Origin of the sequence: Pseudomonas paraveronii, from assembly GCF_963681955.1 — a bacterium.
GTDB lineage: Bacteria > Pseudomonadota > Gammaproteobacteria > Pseudomonadales > Pseudomonadaceae > Aquipseudomonas > Aquipseudomonas paraveronii.
Window position 1 is genome coordinate 1,178,686 of the sequence record NZ_OY817130.1, and the last position, 15,537, is coordinate 1,194,222.

Here is a 15,537-nt window from a genome sequence, read left to right on the forward strand (position 1 = left end):
CCATGACTCAACCAACGCTTGCCCGCAGCTGGGTATCTTCCGCCAACGGTCACGGCGATTTTCCCCTGCAAAACCTGCCGCTGGGAGTGTTCAGTATCAACGGCTCGGCGCCGCGCAGCGGTGTGGCGATCGGCGACTGCATTCTCGACCTGCTGGCCGCCCGCGATGCGTTTGACGGTGAAGCGCTGCGCGCCGTCGACGCCAGCGCCGGCGGGCAGTTGAACGCGTTCTTCGAATTGGGCCGTGGCCCGCGCGTGGCCCTGCGCGAGCGTCTGCTGGAACTGCTGGGGGAGGGCAGCCCGCTGCAGGCGCGTGAGGCCGACGTGCTGCACCGCGCCGCCGATTGCCAGATGCACCTGCCCGCCAAGATCAATGACTACACCGACTTCTACGTCGGCATCGAACACGCGCAGAACGTCGGCAAACTGTTCCGCCCCGACAACCCGCTGCTGCCCAACTACAAGTACGTGCCGATCGGTTATCACGGCCGTGCCTCGACCATCCGCCCGTCCGGCACCGAGGTGCGCCGTCCCAAAGGCCAGACCCTGCCGGCCGGCCAGACCGAGCCGACATTCGGCCCCTGCGCCCGCCTGGACTATGAGCTGGAGCTGGGCATCTGGATCGGCCAGGGCAACGCCATGGGCGACTCGATTGCGATTGGCGATGCGGCCGAGCACATCGCCGGTTTCTGCCTGCTCAACGATTGGTCGGCGCGGGATATCCAGGCCTGGGAATACCAGCCGTTGGGGCCGTTCCTGTCGAAGAGTTTCATCACCAGCATCTCGCCGTGGGTAGTGACGGCCGAAGCACTGGCGCCGTTCCGCCAGGCCCAACCGACGCGCCCCGAAGGCGACCCGCAACCGCTGCCGTACCTGCTGGATCAACGCGATCAGGCCGCGGGCGGCTTCGATATCGAACTGGAAGTGCTGTTGACCACGGCGTCGATGCGCGAACAGAACCTGCCGGCCCAGCGCCTGACCCTGAGCAACACCCGGCACATGTACTGGACCGTGGCGCAAATGGTTGCGCACCACAGCGTCAACGGGTGCCAATTGCAGGCCGGTGATCTGTTCGGTTCGGGCACCTTGTCCGGGCCGCTGCCGGGGCAGTTCGGCAGCCTGCTGGAGATCACCGAAGGCGGCAAGAAGCCGATTGAGCTGGCGTCGGGCGAGGTGCGTAAATTCCTCGAAGACGGTGATGAAATCATCCTGCGCGGCCGTTGCAGCCGTGACGGTTTTGCCTCCATCGGCTTCGGCGAATGCCGTGGCACGGTGGTCGCGGCGCGCTGAGGAGGCGGGGTGATGGAGCTTTACACTTACTATCGGTCCACCGCGTCGTACCGGGTGCGGATCGCGCTGGCGCTCAAGGGCCTGGATTTCACCGCCGTACCGGTCAACCTAGTGGCGCCTGCGGGCGGCGCCCACCGCCAGCCGGAGTACCTGGCGATCAACCCGCAAGGTCGCGTCCCGGCGCTGCGCACCGATGACGGCGAACGGTTGATCCAGTCGTCGGCGATCATCGAGTACCTGGAGGAACGTTATCCACAGGTGCCGTTGCTGTCCCAGGACCTGGCGACCCGTGCCCGCGAGCGCGCAGTGGCGTCGATCATCGCCTGCGACATTCACCCGCTGCACAATTCCAGCACCCAGAACCTGCTGCGGCAGTGGGGCCATGATGAAACCCAAGTGCTGGCCTGGATCGGTCATTGGATCAGCCAGGGCTTGGGCGCGGTCGAGCAGTTGATTGGCGATCACGGCTTTTGTTTTGGCGAGCGGCCGGGGCTGGCGGATGCGTTTCTGATTCCGCAGTTGTACGCGGCCGAGCGCTTCCAGGTGTCGTTGGCGGCGTATCCGCGCATCGGGCGGGTGGCGGCGTTGGCGGCGCAGCAGCCGGCGTTTATCCAGGCGCACCCCGCGAACCAGCCCGACACGCCTAAGGCGCCTTAGTGCACCACTGAATTGGGCGGCAGATGCCCCAGCCGTTCGGTCAGGCGCAGGCGCTGGATCGGGTCTTCGCTGAGCAGTAGCGCGTGCTCCAGGTCGAAACGCTCGGCGCTTGGGCAATCCAGGCGTTGATACAGGCTGGCCCGCGCCAGGTAATCGGCGGCGCTGGCATGGCCCAGTTCCAGCACGCGCTCGGCGTCGATCAGGGCGGCCAGCGGGTCGTCATTGGAGAGGTACAACTGGCGCAGGTTGCGCGACAGCCGTTGGAGGATCGAGCGTGGGCTGGCGGTGCGCAGGTGGTCGGCCTGCAACTTGAGGTGGGGGCCGTATTGGCGTTGCAACAGGTCGCGGCAATCGTTGGGGTACAGGCGTCGGCCGCCGCAGGGGTCGAGCAGGTGATCGGCGCCGTCTACCCGTAGCAGGAAGTGGCCGGGGAAGTTGACGCCGACCATCGGGATATTCAGGCGTCGCGCCAATTCCATCGCGATCAGCCCCATGGCCAGGGGTTGTCCGCGCTTGCGCTGCAACACCTTGTCCAGCAGCGCGGCGGCGGGGCGTAGCGGGGTGAAGTCATCCTGGGCGAACCCCAGGTCATTCAGGCGACGCAACAACGGTTGGCCGAGCTCGTCCGCCGGCAACATGGGCATGCCCAGGCTGACCTGCTGTTGCAGTGCGTTGAGCTCCTGCAGGATCAACAGCGGTTGCACCGCCGCGTCATGCTCGGCCGCAATCCACAGCGCGGCTTCAAACAGCGCAGGGGGTGAACGTTCCAGACAGGCGAAAAAGGCGTGGCGGGGGTTCATTGCATTCTCCGGCGGATGCTCCCGTTTTAGCCTTGCTGAGAATTTTCGTCCAGTAGCTTGAGATATATCCTACTTGCTTATGTCGCAGGTCCCGCAAAATCGGGTGGCTTATTCCCGCGTACTTCGGCAGTTTTCTGCCGCAGGCCTATACTTGGCGACACCAGAAGTGATTCGGGAGCTTGACGATGTTTGCTCTCATGCACAGCACCCGCCTTGAATCGCTGCACCTGAGCATCGACCCGATGACCGGGTTGAAGGCGGTAATAGCCATCCACAACAGCCGCCTTGGGCCGGCCTTGGGCGGTTGTCGTTACCTCGCGTATCCCGATGACGAAAGCGCGGTGGCGGATGCTGCGCGCCTGGCCCAAGGTATGAGCTACAAGGCCGCCCTGGCCGGTTTGCCGGTGGGCGGCGGTTGCGCCGTGATCCTGCGCCCGGCCCATGTGGAAAGCCGCGCGGCCTTGTTTGAAGCCTTTGGGCGGTGTGTCGAGCAACTCGAAGGCCGCTACATCACCGCCATCGACAGCGGCACCTCGGTGGCCGACATGGATTGCATTGCCCAGTACACCCGCTTCGTCACCAGTACCACCGCTGCCGGCGACCCCGCCCCCCATGCCGCCATGGGCGTATTCGCCGGCATCCGCACCACCGCCATGGCGCGCCTGGGCAGCGACAACCTCGAAGGCCTGCGCGTGGCGATCCAGGGCCTGGGCAACGTCGGTTACGCCCTCGCCGAACAACTGCACGCCGCCGGCGCCGAACTGCTGGTCAGCGACATCGACCACGGCAAGGTGCAACTGGCCATGGAACAGCTTGGAGCGCACCCGATCGCCGACGAGGCCTTGCTCAGCACCCCCTGCGACATCCTCGCGCCCTGCGGCCTCGGCGCGGTGTTCAATCGCAACAGCGTCGGCCAACTGCGCTGCGCCGCCGTGGCCGGTTCCGCCAGTGCGCAACTGACCAACCTGCAAGTCGCCGACCAACTGGAAGGGCGTGGCATTCTCTACGCCCCGGACTACGTGATCAACTCCGGCGGCCTGATCTACGGCGCCCTCAAACACAGCGGCGCCGAGCTGCCGACCATCACCGCGCACCTGTCGAACATCGGCACGCGCCTGACCGAAATCTTCGCCCACGCCCAGGCCGAAAAGCGTTCACCTGCACGGGTGGCCGATGAACTGGCTGAGCGTTTGCTTTACCGATAGGCCACGCATTAAAAACGAGGGGCACTGGTAAATCGGGAGCGGAAGCACCTCCGCTCCGTGAGCTTTGGGAAAATTCTTACGCCGCTCTCGGAAAGTCTCACCTGAGCAACACATTAGTCGCGTGATTTGATTCCGGCCTTTTCAGGCAGGGATTGCGGGCATGACTGACGCGTTTTGGGCCGCCCGCGAGGGCGACGCGCTGCTGCACACCTCAATGATGGCCGATGTCCTCGGCGGTGTGCTGGAAGTCGCCGCCTATGCCGCCATCACGTCCGTGGGCTGCCTGGCCGCTGGCGCGCTGATTGCCGCAGCGACCGGCGTGACCATCGCCACTGGCGGCGTTGGCTGCGTCGCCCTGGGGCTGGCGGTCGGCGCGGTGGTGGGGGTCACCGCCGGGCTCTCGGGGGCCGACGTGAAGATCTCCAGTTGGTGCGAAACCGCCGCCAACTGGGTTTTTCCGCCGGTGATCGAGGCCTTTATCACCAGCGGCTCAGACGACGTTTTCATCAATGGCAAACCGGCCGCCCGGGCCGCCGGAAAGATGATGGCGGTGCCGGTCGCGCCCAGTGAGCCCCCGGCCCCCAGTTTTCTGGACATGGCACAGGGATTTTTCTCACAACTGTGGCGCCCGACGGTAGCCACGCCCGCAGCCGGTACCGTGCCGTGTGCGCTGGACACGGTCGCCTGCAGCAAGCACCCACCCATGCCCGAGCAATTTATTGCCGAGGGTTCCAGTTCGGTCTTCATCAACGGGCAACCGGCCGCACGCAGCGGTGACCGCAGCACGTGTGACGCCAAGATCGGCAGCGTCGAAGGGCTGATTTCTGCCGATGTGCGTATCGGCGGCGACCCCGTCGTGGTGCGCGAAATTCGCAGTGGCAAGACACCGGGCGTCGGTTTGGCGATTACCGCGCTGCTCGCCCTACGCGGCAATGTGCGGGGCTTTAGGAGCGCATTGCCATGCCTGGTCGGCGGCGCGCTGGCGGGCGGGGCGGTGGCGTATGGAACCGGCAAGCTCACCTCGGCACTCAACAGCGCGGTCAACGGCTCGCCCAACCCGGTGCATAGCCCGACCGGGGCCAAAATCCTCGGTGCCGAAGAAGAACTGGACTTCGTCCTGCCAGGCCTGCTCCCCATCGACTGGCAGCGCTTCTACAGCAGCCTCGATCAACGCCACGACGGCCTTTTCGGCGCCGGCTGGAGCGTTGCCTATGAGGTCGCCGTCGAGATCGATCAAGATGACCACCTCACCTACATCGACGAACAGGGGCGCCGCATAGACATCGGCTACCTCCCGTTGTCAGGCGGCGCCTTCAGCCCCGGCGAAGGCCTTGCGGTCAGGCGCAGCGCCGACGGCGCCATCCTGATCGAAAGTATCGACGGCCTGTATCGGCTCTTCGAGCCCGACCCTTTGAACCCCTCGCGGATGCGCCTGCACCTGTTGGGCGATCGTAACGAAGGGCGCATCTTTCTGGATTACGACGTCCAGGGGCGCCTGTGTCGCCTGCGCGACAGCCACGAGCTGATGCACGTCGACGTGAGCTACACCGCCGAGCATCCGCGGCGCGTGAGCCATATCGAGCGCCGTTACCTGCATCGGCAACATTTTGCTGGGCGCAGCGACGTGCTGGTCAGCTATCGCTACGACACCCACGGCAACCTGGCCGAAGTCCTCGACGCACAAGGCACGCGGCAACGACGTTTTGCTTACGACAACGCGCAACGCATGGTCGAACATCAATTGCCGAGTGGCTTGCGTTGCTTCTACCAATGGCGCGCAGTGCCCGGCCCGCAGGGTGAAGAGTGGCGGGTCAGCCGGCACTGGAGCGATGCCGGCGATGCATTCACCTTCGACTACGACCTCGATGCCGGTATCACGCGCGTCACCGATGGCCTGCAGCGGGTCAGCACGCGCTATTGGAACCCGCAGTACCAGATCACCCGCTACGTCGATAACCTGGGCCATACGTGGCAGTTCGAATGGAGCGAAGATCGCCAATTGCTCGGCGCGATTGATCCGCAAAACGGCCAGTGGCGCTTCAGTTACGACGACTCCGGCAACCTCAGCGCAGTGACCGATCCTCTGGCCAGGATCAGCAACACACAGTGGCTGGCGCATTGGGCATTGCCCGAAGTGGAAACCGACCCGGCGGGTAACCGTTGGCATTACCGCTACGACCGGCATGGCAACTGCATCGAAGAGATCGACCCGCTGGGCAACCGCACCCGCTACGTCTACGACGATTTCGGCCAGCCGGTGCAGATCATCGATGCCACCGACAAAATCCGGAAGCTGCACTGGGACGAGTGGAGCCAACTGATCGAAGAAGTGGACTGCTCGGGCTATGCCACCGGCTACCAGTACGATGCGTTCGGCAATGTGGTGGTGCACACCAATGCTGAAGGTGAGTCGGTGCGCTATCAGTACAACCGGCAAGGGTTGTTGCTGGAATGCCGACTTTCGGACGGCCGCCTTGAGCATTTCCAGCGCAACGCCAGTGGTTATCTGACGGGCTATGTCGACCCCGCCGGCAACACCTCCCGCTATGCCTACGACCGGCGCGGCCAGGTCAAGCAACGCTGGGACGCGCACAACCGTTGCGTCACCTTCGACCACGACGCCTACGGGCGACTGCTGAAACTGACCAATGAAAACGGCGAAAGCTATCGCTTTGAGTGGGACGCGGCCGACCGCCTGGTGCAGCAACAAGACCTCGACCACAGTCGGCGCTGCTATGCCTATGACCCGCTGGATAACGTCGTCGCCGTCGCTTACCTGCCGGGAAGCGAAGGCGAGGCGGTAGACGCGCTGACACACCAGTTCCAACGCGACCCGCTCGGGCGCCTGGTCAGCAAAGTCACCGCCGACGGCACCACCGTTTATAAGCACGACCTGAACGACCAACTGGTCGCGGTCACCTTCACCGCCCTCGACGGGCGCGAGCAAGCACTTGGCTTTAGCTATGACGCGCTGGGGCAACTGCTCGAAGAACACAGCGCGGCGGGGTGTCTGCAACACCATTACGACGCATTGGGCAACCTGACTCAAACCCACTTGCCTGACGGACGCTGGCTCAATCGCCTGTACTACGGCAGCGGCCACCTGCATCAGCTGAATCTCGACGGCCACGTCATCAGCGACTTCGAACGCGACCGCCTGCACCGCGAACTGCAACGCACCCAGGGTCAACTCAGAACAAATACCGACTATGACCGCAGTGGCCGGGTCCGCTCACGCCAGCGTCGCAGCATCGACCAACCGTGGCAGTTGCCGCCCTTGGTCGAAACCCACTACAGCTACGACCCCAGCGACAACCTGATCGGACGCCGCCGTACCGACTGCCAAGAGCACCTGGCCTACGACAGCAGCGGACGTATCCTCGTCAGCCAACAGATAGGCCGGATCGAAACCTACGCCTACGATGCCGCAGCCAACCTGCTCGACGGGCCACAACAAGGCGGCCTGGTACGGCATAACCGGCTGCTGACGTATCAAGACAAGCGCTATACCTACGACGCGTTTGGGCGAATGGTTGAAAAGCGTAGCGCTGTGCGTGGTTTGCAGCGTTTTGCCTACGACGCCGAAAACCGGTTGGTTGAAGTACGCAATGACAACGGCAGCGTGGTCAGGATGGCCTACGACCCGCTGGGTCGGCGCATCGGTAAAACTGAACACGACAAGAATGGCGTTTGTCTGGGAGAAAGCCGTTTCGACTGGGATGGACTGCGTTTATTGCGGGAACATCGTCACAGTCAGACCAGCCTTTATCTCTACGATGGCGACAGCTACGAACCCCTCGCCAGAGTCGACGGCGAAGGTGAACACCAACGCGTGCGGTATTACCACAACGACCTGAACGGCTTGCCGGAGCAACTCACCGAGGCCGACGGCCATGATGTCTGGCGAGCGACTTATCGGGTGTGGGGCAATACGCGGGAGGAGGTGCGCGAGCCTTACTTCATTGAAGAGCAGAATTTGCGGTTTCAGGGGCAGTATCTGGATCGGGAGACGGGGCTGCACTACAACACCTTCAGATTCTACGACCCGGACATTGGACGCTATACCACGCCTGACCCGATAGGCCTGCGGGGTGGGCTGAATTTTTACGCCTACACGCCGAATCCGTTCGGCTGGATTGATCCTCTCGGATTGAATCCAGCACTGCTGGAGGCGCTCGGCATTGACACAAAATCAATCGGTGTTTATCGCTTTATTGACAAAAGTGGCAAGCTCTATATCGGTTCCACGACTGATCAGGACTTTGGCTCAAGGCTAGGCCAGCATGTCGCTTCCGGCAAACTACCGGCTGACAAAATCAGCTCGGTGCAGGTACATACCATGAATGGGGTGCCCGCCATGGATATCTATAAAGTCGAGGCCAGTGAAATTGTCAGAAATGGTGGAAGAAGCGTTGACGGTGGGGCAACCTCCAACCTTCGAGCGCCGGCAGGTACGCGTGAAATGTTTAAAGACCCGACTTGGGTCGCGAGTGAGAAATCCAAAAAATCCAGATTAGGACGATGTAGCTAAGGAGCGAAAATATGGGTGCTTGGAATTTTAAACCGTGGGAAAACGATGAAGCCGCCGATTGGTTTCAACAGTTTTGGAAGCAGCAGGACTTCAGTGTGCTGATCAACGAAATCTATCAGTTTGACCCTTTAGAAGAGCGCTACGATGCTTTTAGGGCTGCCTGTTACTTACTGCAAACTCTAGGCAACGCCTATATATGGCCGACTACATACTTGGAAGAGCTAAAGCCACTCATTGAGAAAGCACTTTCAATATTGACCAAAATGATTACGCCCCCTAGCGCTGATTGGGGATTTCTCGACATGTGGGGGAATAGTCCAGATGTAATTGCAGCGGTTGAAGAACAAATTTACGCATTGAAAATTTGTCTAAGTGAGTTGGCCTGACCAATGAAAACGGCGAAAGCTATCGCTTTGAGTGGGACGCGGCCGACCGTCTGGTGCGGCAACAAGACCTCGACCACAGTCGGCGCTGCTATACCTATGACCCGCTGGATAACGTCGTCGCCGTCGCTTACCTGCCGGGAAGCGAAGGCGAGGCGGTAGACGCGCTGACACACCAGTTCCAACGCGACCCGCTCGGGCGCTTGGTCAGCAAAGTCACCGCCGACGGCACCACCGTTTATAAGCACGACCTGAACGACCAACTGGTCGCGGTCACCTTCACCGCCCTCGACGGGCGCGAGCAAGCACTTGGCTTTAGCTATGACGCGCTGGGGCAACTGCTCGAAGAACACAGCGCGGCGGGGTGTCTGCAACACCATTACGACGCATTGGGCGACCTGACTCAAACCCACTTGCCTGACGGACGCTGGCTCAATCGCCTGTACTACGGCAGCGGCCACCTGCATCAGCTGAATCTCGACGGCCACGTCATCAGCGACTTCGAACGCGACCGCCTGCACCGCGAACTGCAACGCACTCAGGGTCAACTCAGAACAAATACCGACTATGACCGCAGTGGCCGGGTCCGCTCACGCCAGCGTCGCAGCATCGACCAACCGTGGCAGTTGCCGCCCTTGGTCGAAACCCACTACAGCTACGACCCCAGCGACAACCTGATCGGACGCCGCCGTAGCGACTGCCAAGAGCACCTGACCTACGACAGTAGCGGACGTATCCTCGTCAGCCAACAGATAGGTCGGATCGAAACCTACGCCTACGATGCGGCGGCCAACCTGCTCGACGGGCCACAACAAGGCGGCCTGGTACGGCATAACCGGCTGCTGACATATCAAGACAAGCGCTATACCTACGACGCGTTTGGGCGAATGGTTGAAAAGCGTAGCGCTGTGCGTGGTTTGCAGCGCTTTGCCTACGACGCCGAAAGCCGGTTGGTTGAAGTACGCAATGACAACGGCAGCGTGGTCAGGATGGCCTACGACCCGCTGGGTCGGCGCATCGGTAAAACTGAACACGACAAGAATGGCGTTTGCCTGGGAGAAAGCCGTTTCGACTGGGATGGACTGCGTTTATTGCAGGAACATCGTCACAGTCAGACCAGCCTTTATCTCTACGACGGCGACAGTTACGAACCCCTCGCCAGAGTCGACGGCGAAGGTGAATACCAACGCGTGCGGTATTACCACAACGACCTGAACGGCTTGCCGGAGCAACTCACCGAGGCCGACGGCCATAATGTCTGGCGAGCGACTTATCGGGTGTGGGGCAATACGCGGGAGGAGGTGCGGGAACCTTACTTCATTGAAGAGCAGAATTTGCGGTTTCAGGGGCAGTATCTGGATCGGGAGACGGGGCTGCACTTCAACACTTTCCGCTTCTATGATCCCGATGTCGGACGCTTTATCACACCAGATCCCATGGGACTGCTGGGCGGATTCAACCTCTATCAATATGCCCCGAACCCTATCGATTGGGTAGACCCTTGGGGTTGGGCGCCATGCACTGCGACGACCCGCAAGTTGCAAGCCCATGCTGATGCAGCACGCAAGGCAGTGTATAAAAATCCGCAGCGGTCACTGACCACTCGTCAACGAGCGGCTGTGCAACGAGCTTATGACAGAGGTGATTATGGTCAGGCACGCTCTCGCTATCGTCGTTATGTCGGACAGCGAATTGATGCAGAATTCAAGCGTAGGGTTGACGCCGATCCTTCGCTGTCACATCTCAGAGTGTCCAAATCAGGGCAGCGACTACCTGATGTATACGATGCGAACAAAACAACTTGGTGGGATCTAACAACCAAAGCCGACTGGGCAAGAGGTACGCATCAGCGCAGGTATGGCGACTGGGGTAATGGATATGAAGGAGTAACATGGTGAGTGAACATATTGAGTCTATAGTGCTTGGCGGATTGAGCCAGGAAGGGTTAGTGCTGCAGGAGAAAACCCGGTTTAAAGGTGAGCTAATCCGTTCCTGTCGTCTCAAAGACGCAACACTTTCTGCATCTATCTTTGATGATTGTCTCTTGGAAGACTGCTCTTTCGAAAAAACAGACTTCCGCGAAGTCCGTTTTTTCCATAAGTCCACGCTCAGAAACTGTCACTTTCAAAGTGCTGATTTTCGCGGCAGTGGCTTGAATGACAGCATTTTCAACAACTGCACGTTCATAAAGTGTGACTTCCGAAAAAGTTATTTCAATGACTGCAGCTTCATTAACTGTGCTTTTGAACGCTGCAAAATCATTGACAACACCTTTAATGTTGCAAACGTTCGAGACTGTAAGTTTTCCGGAAAGTTGCAAGACGTAAATTTTGTTGCAGAGCAACCCAATACCATGTTGCGAGCCGACTTCGAAAAATGCGTCTTTGACTTCGTTTTATTCAAAAATTGCAATATCGAACAAATCGCCCCGCCAGCCGATGATCAACATATTTATTTTAAAGACTTAGCCGAAAGATCAAGAAAGGCACTCACCATCGTCCTTGCCCAACCTGAGTCGCCGACAACGAAGTTACTTAAACGTCGCCTAAAAAACTACGCAATGCAGCGTGGTGGAGTATTCAACCTAAAAAATCTAGCGGAAGCAGAAGGAAAAGAATTTGCAGAGCAACTGATAGACCTCCTTATGCAGTCGGGTAGCTAAACCTTAACTGTCAACAATAATGGCGAGTGGGCTTTTTTTCAATTTGTCGGAGACCTATCAGCCAACAGGTGCTCAGAGGCGAAGAATAAAAAACAACAAAACAAAAACATTCATGGAGGTTGCCGTAATGATTGAAAGTGTCGAGAATATGTTGAGATTACTAATCTCAGGTATAGCTGAGACGTTTGAAAACCATGGGTTCACGCAAAAAAAAGACCGTTTTTTTGAAAAAACCGACAATGAGGGTCGAATCAGGCGCTACTCAATGGGGCTTTCCAAGCAAAAAGGATGGTTTTCTCTCCACTTGACGCTGCAGCTTCTCGATCCGACACTGATGGTGCATGTGAATACAGTCCTTGAAAAGGCACTGAGAGATGAAAAGTTCGAGTATCCGGAAAGTTGGTCAAAATCAATTATAGAGAAATCTATAAAAACTCGCACATCCAATCAGGTTGTCGCCGAACTGACCGATTGGCGGATACTGAAGGAATCCAGCGAATCACTTCAGCACTTCAATGAGAGGTTTTCGATATGGCTATATTCATTCGAAACTCCGGATGAAAAGCCTGGCTGGAAAGAGCAATTATTGATCAGCGTTGAGTTAGCACTCAAATGGTTTGATGAGGTAGATTCAAATGAATGGATTCGCTCCAATACCGTTTACCCTGCTCTATACTTGCTCGCTACTGAGGGGCTCAAGCAGAGAGTTGAGGAGCGCTATAAGGCGGCGTTAAAATCGCTTGAAGATCCGCATGAGGTCGAGCTTTTTTATCGATATTTAGTTTAAATGCAACACAAGCACAGCCAGACCAGCCTCAATATTTACGAAGACGAAGGCCATGTCCTCCTGGCTCGCGTCGACGGTAGCGGGGGGCTGCAGAAAATCCGCTACTACCCACCGATCTCAACGGGCTGTGTGAACAACTGACCGAGGTCGACGGCCACGACATCTGGCGAGCGACTTATCGGGTGTGGGGCAATACGCGGGAGGAGGTGCGCGAGCCTTACTTCATTGAAGAGCAGAATTTGCGGTTTCAGGGGCAGTATCTGGATCGGGAGACGGGGCTGCATTTTAATACGTTTAGGTTTTATGATCCGGATGTGGGGAGGTTTACGACGCCGGATCCCGTGAGCTTAAGGGGGGGACATAATCTATACGCGTATGCTCCAAACCCTATTGCCTGGGTAGACCCATACGGCCTCAAATGTCACCTTACCCCTTATTTCAAAGCACACGCTCGGATGAAAAAATTTAGAGGGCAATTGAAAATGGAAGTGCATCACCGAATACCTCAGATGTATATCGGTATCAAGAGGCTCTTCCCAGAATCCATGCGAGTTTCCCTGTCAAACCTGCAAGGTTTGCCACGAAATATTCATAGAAAAATAGTAAGCCCGATGTGGGTAAGTTTCCGTAAAAACAACCCTAAGCCGTGCTCAAATCGTGAAGAGGGCCATGGAAATCGACAGAGTCATTGCTGAACATATCAATAAGGTCAATTAGCTATGAAAGACATAATTTCAAGCATTGAGAAACTCTCAACAGATCCTAAAAAGGTCAATGAATCACACAGAGCCAAACGGGACAGATTTATTTAGTATTCATCGAACCGATGAAAATCCGTTTTAAAAAGGCCCTGAATCAACGATTTAGGGCCTGTTCAATTCGGGCTTTATTCCGCCGGCGGGTTCAGCAACTCGGACAGCGCGTCCGGTTGGCTCTTGAATGCCTTGGCAAAGACATCGCGGTTTTTCGCCATGTAGATCCCGGCCTCTTCAACCTGCTGCTCGCTCAACGACGGCACGGCTTTTTGCAACACTTCTGCGAGCAACTCAGCGAGTTCAAGCATCTTGTCATGACGGTCAGCTTCGGCTTTATCCATGAACAAACGCTCCAGATCTCGGCTGCTGCGGTATACCACTTCGACGGCCATTCACCACCTCACATGCCTTCACGATAGTTGTCTTTTACGACTACTGTATTTATATACAGCTAAAAGGGTAAGCCAAACCGTGGGGTTTGGGTAGCAGTTTTTTAATGTAGCCCGGAAATACAGGTTTGGAGTGCCTCATGTCACCCCGCCATCATCTTATACCTGCCGCTGGCCTTTTTTCTGCATGCAGAACAACCGTCACGTCCAACCCGCATTATCCGGTCGAGCCGACCTAAGGAAGCATCATCGTGAAAATCAATTGGGCCGAAAAGCTGCGTCAGAATGTCCACGGGCTGGCCGAATCTCTGGGCAATCTGTTTGTCGAGACGTTCCACTACCTGGCGTTGTTCGCCATCGGCGCGGTGACTGCCTGGGCGGCGGTGATGGAGTTTCTGGGGATGCTGGAGAACGGGCACATCAAGATCGATGACATCTTGCTGTTGTTCATCTACCTGGAATTGGGCGCCATGGTCGGGATTTACTTCAAGACCAACCACATGCCGGTGCGCTTCCTGATCTACGTGGCGATCACCGCGCTGACGCGTCTGCTGATCTCCAACGTGTCCCACCACAACCCGCCGGACATCGGCATCATCTACCTGTGCGGCGGGATTCTGTTGTTGGCGTTCTCGATTCTGGTGGTGCGCTATGCGTCGTCGGCGTTTCCGTCGGTGAAGGTGCAAGGCCCGCACCGCAAGGGCGAGAGCCTTGAATCAGAGAAAGGTGAGCTTTAAAGCCTGACGCTGAAGGGTAGGGCGCGGGCGGGCGGTCGCTGCAACAGTTTGTGACTGTCCCCGTCCGTCATCACCGTCAGGATTTCCATGGCGCTGTGGCCCTGTTCGATGGCAATCCCGAACTGGATGCTTTGCACCAGGCGCTTGAGCCGTTGCGGGTCGTTGCGTTGTTCGGCGCTGATCATGCGCTTGGCCACCACGCCCTGCTCATTCGAGAGGGTCAGCATGATGCTGCCATCCAGCCGCTGGATGCTCAGGTTGACTCTGTATTGTGGGGTGAAGGTGTCGGTGATGATCTGAAAAGGATTGTCCATGGTGCGTTACCGCCTGATAAGAACATGCAGTCATTGACGACCGGCGTCTGGATTAGTTCGCGTTGCCTGACCACCGGCCACTCCGTCGCTGAGGGTTCACAACGTCCGTTTGCCTCATGAGCTGTACAGCAAGGGGCGTGCCGTACAGCGACCTGTCTGACGCTGGAATGCACCTGTGGAGGGGGGCTTGCCCGCGATTGCGGTGGATCAGTTGATGAATTCGTGGCTGGGCGAGCGCAATCGCGGGCAAGCCCCCTCCCATATGGGGTGGCGTCGTGCTTTGTTTCAGGGCAGTCACGAGAAAGCGGTGCACGATGGGCTGGCGGGGAAGTGGGGATTTTCCGCGGGTTGCACCCGTGGGCACAGCGGTAATGACGAAGATGGCGGGGCATAAGAAGATGTAACTAACTCCCCACCCTACCAGCGTTTTTGCTTGTAGTCAGGGTTAATTTGTAATGTGGGATTTATCTTTGCAAAGGGGTTGAATTGTTTCTCTGACTGCTCAATTGTGTAATCAAGAGGTCATGGTTTCACCACCCCGGTGTTGCAGTTTGTGACCTCTCGCGAGCTAGCTGAAATAAGGGAAGAACTATGCAAATCCAAGTCAATAGCGATAACCATATTGAAAGCAGCATCCGACTGGAGGAGTGGGTACGTAATACCATTGAAAGCACGCTCGAACGTTATGACGAAGACCTGACCCGCGTTGAGGTCTACCTGCGGGATGAGAACGGCGACAAGCCCGGTCCCCACGATTTAAGCTGCCGCCTGGAAGCACGGCCAAAGGGCCATCAACCGCTTTCGGTGCTGCATAAAGCCGATACCCTGGAACAGGCGATCGACGGTGCAGCGATCAAGCTGGACCATGCGTTGGAACATCTGTTCGGCAAACTGCAAGGCAAGCCACGCGCTGCTGCGAAAAATGTGCCGGCCAACAAAGTGAATGATGACGCGCTTGAAGAGGAATTCCTGGAAAACGAAAACGCTGCAATTAACAGCTGACAGTTTTTTCATTCCCTACTGAGAAC

General features: G+C 58.0%; 12 protein-coding genes and 2 pseudogenes. 11 read left to right on the forward strand and 3 right to left on the reverse strand.

The annotated features are described in order from the left end of the window. The first annotated feature begins 2 nt into the window (after positions 1–2). Both fahA and maiA read left to right on the forward strand, forming a co-directional pair. Complete coding sequence (gene fahA, locus U5A08_RS05255; protein WP_321850622.1) at positions 3–1,289, forward strand: fumarylacetoacetase; 1,287 nt, start codon at positions 3–5, stop codon at positions 1,287–1,289. Positions 1,290–1,301: 12 nt separating this feature from the next. Next, positions 1,302–1,946 carry a maleylacetoacetate isomerase gene (gene maiA / locus U5A08_RS05260; protein WP_253393507.1) on the forward strand — a complete coding sequence of 215 codons (645 nt, stop codon included), beginning with the start codon at positions 1,302–1,304 and terminating at the stop codon, positions 1,944–1,946. On the opposite strand, the gene U5A08_RS05265 is transcribed toward maiA, so the two are convergent. After that, entirely contained in the window at positions 1,943–2,746 is an 804-nt protein-coding gene (locus U5A08_RS05265) for a SirB1 family protein (protein WP_321850625.1), read from the reverse strand. The genes maiA and U5A08_RS05265 overlap by 4 nt on opposite strands. 185 nt (positions 2,747–2,931) lie before the next feature. Here U5A08_RS05265 and U5A08_RS05270 point away from each other — a divergent pair, with 185 nt between their 5' ends. The 7 genes and pseudogenes from U5A08_RS05270 to U5A08_RS05300 form a co-directional block, all read left to right on the forward strand. Beyond that, on the forward strand, positions 2,932–3,951 hold the full coding sequence (locus tag U5A08_RS05270) for a Glu/Leu/Phe/Val dehydrogenase family protein (RefSeq protein WP_321850627.1): 1,020 nt from the start codon (positions 2,932–2,934) through the stop codon (positions 3,949–3,951). Positions 3,952–4,111: 160 nt separating this feature from the next. Beyond that, the gene (locus U5A08_RS05275; RefSeq protein ID WP_321850629.1) at positions 4,112–8,482 is read left to right on the forward strand and encodes an RHS repeat-associated core domain-containing protein; all 4,371 of its coding nucleotides are present in this window, start codon (positions 4,112–4,114) and stop codon (positions 8,480–8,482) included. 11 nt (positions 8,483–8,493) lie between these two features. Beyond that, on the forward strand, positions 8,494–8,868 hold the full coding sequence (locus tag U5A08_RS05280; RefSeq protein WP_321850630.1) for a hypothetical protein: 375 nt from the start codon (positions 8,494–8,496) through the stop codon (positions 8,866–8,868). Then, a pseudogene (locus U5A08_RS05285) lies at positions 8,865–10,763 on the forward strand (RHS repeat-associated core domain-containing protein); the annotation flags it as partial. The gene U5A08_RS05280 and the pseudogene U5A08_RS05285, both read left to right, overlap by 4 nt. Beyond that, positions 10,760–11,527: a pentapeptide repeat-containing protein gene (locus U5A08_RS05290; protein ID WP_321850632.1), complete on the forward strand. Its 768-nt coding sequence runs from the start codon at positions 10,760–10,762 to the stop codon at positions 11,525–11,527. The pseudogene U5A08_RS05285 and the gene U5A08_RS05290, both read left to right, overlap by 4 nt. A gap of 127 nt (positions 11,528–11,654) precedes the next feature. Continuing rightward, the gene (locus tag U5A08_RS05295) at positions 11,655–12,314 is read left to right on the forward strand and encodes a hypothetical protein (RefSeq protein ID WP_321850633.1); all 660 of its coding nucleotides are present in this window, start codon (positions 11,655–11,657) and stop codon (positions 12,312–12,314) included. 3 nt (positions 12,315–12,317) lie between these two features. Further along, positions 12,318–12,736, forward strand: a pseudogene (locus U5A08_RS05300) (RHS repeat-associated core domain-containing protein); the annotation flags it as partial. 464 nt (positions 12,737–13,200) lie between these two features. Here the strand turns inward: U5A08_RS05300 and U5A08_RS05305 are convergent. Next, positions 13,201–13,461, reverse strand: a complete 261-nt coding sequence (locus tag U5A08_RS05305) for a YebG family protein (RefSeq protein WP_010564043.1) — start codon at positions 13,459–13,461, stop codon at positions 13,201–13,203. A gap of 248 nt (positions 13,462–13,709) precedes the next feature. Here U5A08_RS05305 and U5A08_RS05310 point away from each other — a divergent pair, with 248 nt between their 5' ends. Next, the gene (locus U5A08_RS05310) at positions 13,710–14,195 is read left to right on the forward strand and encodes a phosphate-starvation-inducible protein PsiE (RefSeq protein WP_253393510.1); all 486 of its coding nucleotides are present in this window, start codon (positions 13,710–13,712) and stop codon (positions 14,193–14,195) included. On the opposite strand, the gene U5A08_RS05315 is transcribed toward U5A08_RS05310, so the two are convergent. Beyond that, the gene (locus U5A08_RS05315) at positions 14,192–14,509 is read right to left on the reverse strand and encodes a DUF3509 domain-containing protein (protein WP_253393511.1); all 318 of its coding nucleotides are present in this window, start codon (positions 14,507–14,509) and stop codon (positions 14,192–14,194) included. The two genes, U5A08_RS05310 and U5A08_RS05315, sit on opposite strands and share 4 nt — an antisense overlap. Before the next feature lie 591 nt (positions 14,510–15,100). On the opposite strand from U5A08_RS05315, the gene U5A08_RS05320 reads away from it, so the two are divergent. Continuing rightward, positions 15,101–15,511, forward strand: coding sequence for an HPF/RaiA family ribosome-associated protein (locus U5A08_RS05320; RefSeq protein WP_247405840.1), 411 nt, complete (start codon positions 15,101–15,103; stop codon positions 15,509–15,511). Positions 15,512–15,537 lie beyond the last annotated feature (26 nt).

Coding starts and splice junctions, on each gene's coding strand:
- maiA (WP_253393507.1), top strand. CDS start 1,302: ATGGAGCTTTACACTTACTATCGGTCCACCGCGTCGTACCGGGTGCGG.
- U5A08_RS05275 (WP_321850629.1), top strand. CDS start 4,112: ATGACTGACGCGTTTTGGGCCGCCCGCGAGGGCGACGCGCTGCTGCAC.
- U5A08_RS05280 (WP_321850630.1), top strand. CDS start 8,494: ATGGGTGCTTGGAATTTTAAACCGTGGGAAAACGATGAAGCCGCCGAT.
- U5A08_RS05270 (WP_321850627.1), top strand. CDS start 2,932: ATGTTTGCTCTCATGCACAGCACCCGCCTTGAATCGCTGCACCTGAGC.
- U5A08_RS05320 (WP_247405840.1), top strand. CDS start 15,101: ATGCAAATCCAAGTCAATAGCGATAACCATATTGAAAGCAGCATCCGA.
- U5A08_RS05265 (WP_321850625.1), bottom strand. CDS start 2,746: ATGAACCCCCGCCACGCCTTTTTCGCCTGTCTGGAACGTTCACCCCCT.
- fahA (WP_321850622.1), top strand. CDS start 3: ATGACTCAACCAACGCTTGCCCGCAGCTGGGTATCTTCCGCCAACGGT.
- U5A08_RS05305 (WP_010564043.1), bottom strand. CDS start 13,461: ATGGCCGTCGAAGTGGTATACCGCAGCAGCCGAGATCTGGAGCGTTTG.
- U5A08_RS05315 (WP_253393511.1), bottom strand. CDS start 14,509: ATGGACAATCCTTTTCAGATCATCACCGACACCTTCACCCCACAATAC.
- U5A08_RS05295 (WP_321850633.1), top strand. CDS start 11,655: ATGATTGAAAGTGTCGAGAATATGTTGAGATTACTAATCTCAGGTATA.